2 protein-coding genes and 2 pseudogenes are annotated in these 4,020 nt (G+C 72.7%); 2 read left to right on the top strand and 2 right to left on the bottom strand.

The window, feature by feature from the left end; all coding sequences use genetic code 11:
• Positions 1-524, top strand: a pseudogene (locus HMPREF3099_RS09560) (hypothetical protein); the annotation flags it as partial.
• 101 nt (positions 525-625) lie between these two features.
• Here the strand turns inward: HMPREF3099_RS09560 and sucB are convergent.
• Positions 626-2,056, bottom strand: a pseudogene (sucB, locus tag HMPREF3099_RS09555) (2-oxoglutarate dehydrogenase, E2 component, dihydrolipoamide succinyltransferase); the annotation flags it as partial.
• Positions 2,057-2,164: 108 nt separating this feature from the next.
• On the bottom strand, positions 2,165-3,547 hold the full coding sequence (gene lpdA / locus HMPREF3099_RS09550) for a dihydrolipoyl dehydrogenase (protein ID WP_070705736.1): 1,383 nt from the start codon (positions 3,545-3,547) through the stop codon (positions 2,165-2,167).
• A gap of 231 nt (positions 3,548-3,778) precedes the next feature.
• Between lpdA and HMPREF3099_RS13080 the strand changes: the two genes are divergently transcribed.
• The gene (locus HMPREF3099_RS13080) at positions 3,779-3,955 is read left to right on the top strand and encodes a DUF5302 domain-containing protein (RefSeq protein ID WP_168168510.1); all 177 of its coding nucleotides are present in this window, start codon (positions 3,779-3,781) and stop codon (positions 3,953-3,955) included.
• The last annotated feature ends 65 nt before the right edge of the window (positions 3,956-4,020 follow it).

The raw sequence follows: 4,020 nt of genomic DNA, 5'->3' as shown, positions 1-4,020 counted from the left end.
CCGTGGCCGAGACCCCGGTGGCGGCGCCCGGTCCCTCCGGGGCGCCGGCCGATCCCTCCGGGGCGCCGGCCGATCCCTCCGCCGTGTCGGACCGCCCGGCCGGTGGTACCGCCTCGCCCACGCCTGCCCCTGCACGCACGCGCACCGCGCCGGAGGCGGGCGCGCCCGTGGCCCTGCCCACCGCCGAGGAGGTCGACGATCTGCTCACGACCCGGGCGGTCGCGTGGGTGGCAGGGGACCGGGAGGCCCTGGCCCGGGTGGTGGTGCGCGACAGCCCCGCCTGGCGCCGCGACACCGGGCACCCCGCGCCCGAGGGCCACTCGGTGGCGGCCCGCTACCGCGTGAGCGACGTGCGGCCGGTCCGGGCAGACGGAGGGAGCGGCTCGGGCCGGGTGGTGCTCACCGCCAAGGTGGCCGCCCAGGGAGGGGACCCGCGGACGGTCCGGCTCGAGCTCGAGCCCTCGGGGAAGGACGGCGGCCCGATCTCCTGGCGGCTGGCCGACTGGCGGGTGCTGGCCGCCTGACCGGGAGCGGGTGCGCGGACGGGGCCCCACACCGTGTGGTGCGGGGCCCCGTCGTGTGCAAGGGCTGTGCCGGCCGGGCGGGCCGGACCGGCGTCAGCGGGTCAGACCTCGAACTGGCCGGCCTCCAGGCGCTCCTTCATGGTGCCCAGGAAGCGGGCGGCGTCGGCGCCGTCCACGATGCGGTGGTCGTAGGACAGGGCCAGGTACACCATCGAGCGGATGGCGATGGTCTCCAGACCGTCCTCGTCGCTCACCACGACCGGGCGCTTCACCACGGCACCGGTGCCGAGGATCGCCACGTTCGGCTGGTTGATGATCGGCGTGTCGAACAGGGCGCCGCGCGAACCGGTGTTGGTGAGCGTGAAGGTCGCACCGCTCAACTCGTCCGGGCCCACCTTGTTGTCGCGGGTGCGGCTGGCCAGGTCGTCGATCTTGCGGGCGATGCCGGCGATGTTCAGCGACCCGGCGTCCTTGATGACCGGCACCAGCAGGCCCTTGTCGGTGTCCACGGCCATGCCCAGGTTCTCCTGGGCGTGGTAGACGATCTGGTCGTCCTCCACCGAGGCGTTCACCGTCGGGTGCTCCTTGAGCGCCTCGATGGCGGCCTGCGCGAAGAAGGGCAGGAACGAGAGCTTGACGCCCTCGCGGGCCTGGAAGGCCTTCTTCTCGCGGTCACGCAGGCGGGCGATCTTGGTGACGTCCACCTCGACCACGGTGGTCAGCTGCGCGGAGACCTGCAGCGACTCCAGCATGCGCTGGGCGATCACCTTGCGCAGGCGGGTCATCTTCTCGGTGGTGCCGCGCTTGGCCTGCAGGTCGCCCAGGGCGCCGGAGGACTTCTGCGCGGAACCCGAGGACTGCGCCGCGGGCTTCTGCGCGGGCTGCTCGGCCGGCTCCTGCTCGGCCTTCGGCTGCTCGGCCGGGGCTTCGGCGGGCGCCTCGGCCCCCTTGCCCTCGGCGGCGGCCAGCACGTCCTGCTTGCGGATGCGGCCACCCACGCCGGAACCCTCCAGGGTGGAGAGGTCCACGCCGTGCTGCTTGGCCAGCTTGCGCACCAGCGGGGTCACGTAGGTCTCGGAGTCGGAGCCCTTGTCGGAGGACTCGGCCTTCTTCGGGGCCTCCTTCGCCGGGGCCGGCTCCTGGTCCTTCTTGTCCGCGGCCTTCTTCTCGTCGGCCTTCGCAGCGGCCTGCGGGTCCTCGGTCTCGCCCTCGGCAGCCACCTCCTCGGCGGACCCGGCGTCCATCGGCTCGGCGTCGGCGTCCTGGTCGGCCTCGTCCTCGGAGGAGTCGTCGCCACCGGCCTCGCCGCCGATGACACCCAGCTCGCCGCCGACCTCGACGGTCTCGTCCTCACCGGCGATGATCTTGGAGAGCACGCCCGCGTAGGGGGAGGGGATCTCGGTGTCCACCTTGTCGGTGGAGACCTCGAGCAGCGGCTCGTCGACCTCGACCTCGTCACCCTCGGCCTTCAGCCAGCGGGTCACGGTGCCCTCGGTCACGGACTCGCCGAGCTCCGGCATCGTCACCTTCTCAGACATTCCCTGTCTCCTCGGTCGTTCGTTGAGCGGTCTGTACTGCCCTTGCGCAGCCATTCTCCACACTGGGCGGTGCCGCGCACCACCCGGGGCGTGCCGTGTACGTCACGCGTGGGCGTGCAACGGCTTGCCGGCCAGCGCCAGGTGGGCCTCGCCGAGGGCCTCGTTCTGGGTGGGGTGGGCGTGGACGAGGGCGGCGACCTCCTCGGGCAGGGCCTCCCAGTTGTAGATGAGCTGGGCCTCACCCACCTGCTCACCCATGCGGGCGCCGACCATGTGGATGCCCACCACCGGGCCGTCCTTGCGGCGCACCAGCTTGACGAAGCCCTGCGTGGCCAGGATCTGGCTCTTGCCGTTGCCGCCGAGGTTGTACTCCAGGGCCTCCACGGCGTCCTCGCCGTACTGCTCCTTGGCCTTGGCCTCGGTGAGGCCCACCGACGCGATCTCGGGGTCGCAGTAGGTGACGCGGGGGATGCCGGCCTCGTCGATCGGGGCGGGCTCCAGGCCGGCGATCTTCTCGGCCACGAAGATGCCCTGGGCGAAGCCGCGGTGGGCCAGCTGCAGGCCGGGCACGATGTCGCCGACGGCCCACAGGTGGTCCACGCCGGTGCGCAGGTCGGCGTCGGTGACCACGAAGCCGCGGTCGAGGGTGACGCCGGCCTCCTCGAAGCCCATCCCCTCGGTGACCGGGCCGCGACCGATGGCCACGAGCAGCAGGTCGGCCTCCAGCGTGGTGCCGTCCTGCAGCCTCACGGTGACGCCGTCCTCGCGGTTGTCCACGGACTCGAACATGACGCCGGTGCGGACGTCGATCTTGCGCTTGCGGAAGGCGCGCAGCAGCGTCTTGCTCACGGCCTCGTCCTCAGCGGGCACGATGCGGTCCAGGCCCTCCACCACGGTGACCTGGGCCCCGAAGCTGGTGAACACGCTGGCGAACTCCACGCCGATGACGCCGCCACCGAGCACCACCACGGACTGCGGCACGAAGTCGAGCTGCAGGGCCTGCTCGGAGGTCATCACCCGACCACCGATCTCCAGACCCGGGATGGACCGCGGGCGCGACCCGGTGGCCAGCACCACGTCCTTGCCCACGAGCTCGCGGCCGTCCACGGTGACGGTGTTGGGCGCGGTGAGGCGGCCCTCGCCCTCCACGTACTCCACCTTGCGCGCCTTCACCAGGCCCTGCAGACCCTTGTGCAGCCGGCCGATGACGCCGTCCTTGTAGGCGTTCACGCGGCCCATGTCGATGCCCTCGAAGGTCGCGTTCACGCCGAAGCTGGCGCTCTCGCGGGTGCTGTCGGCCACCTCGGCGGCGTGCAGCAGCGCCTTGGTGGGCACGCAACCCTGGTGCAGGCAGGTGCCGCCCAGCTTGCCCTTCTCCACCAGGGCCACGGTGAGGCCCAGCTCGGCCGCGCGCAGGGCGGCCGCGTAGCCGCCGCTTCCGCCACCGAGGATGACGAGGTCGTGGGTGGGCTGGCTGCTCGACATGGACGCTCCTGGGGTGGATGTCGGGGGACCGGGCGGTGTGGCCCGGGAGAGGTCGGGGTCATCGTGCCATGTGGCGCAGGCCACGTCAGGTGGGCTCCCGGGTCGGTCGGGCCGCGGCCCGTCGGCCGTGGGAAAAACGGTGGACGCCCCCTTGGTGGGGTGCCACGCTGGGCGCAGTCGAGCACCGCGGACCGGCCGCGGCCCTGGCATCGGCGGGAAGGAGGTCACGTCATGACGAACGAGCACGTCACCGACGAGACCAGGCGCAAGTTCGAGGAGGCCCTCGCGGCCAAGAAGGCCCACGGCGGCACCGACGTGTCGGCCGAGGGGGGCCACGGCAAGGTGGAGCACCCCCACGGGCCCGAGACCTCGGGCGCCCAACAGATGTTCCGGCGCAAGAGCGTCTGAGCACCCGCAGCGCCGTCCGCGCGCGTGCGAGGAGCCCCCACCCGGTGCACGGCACCGGGTGGGGG

The sequence above is a fragment of the Kytococcus sp. HMSC28H12 genome (genome assembly GCF_001816045.1).
Classification (GTDB): Bacteria; Actinomycetota; Actinomycetes; order Actinomycetales; family Dermatophilaceae; genus Kytococcus; species Kytococcus schroeteri.
Note: the sequence above shows the minus strand (reverse complement) of the source record. Positions and strands in the feature narration are given on the sequence as shown.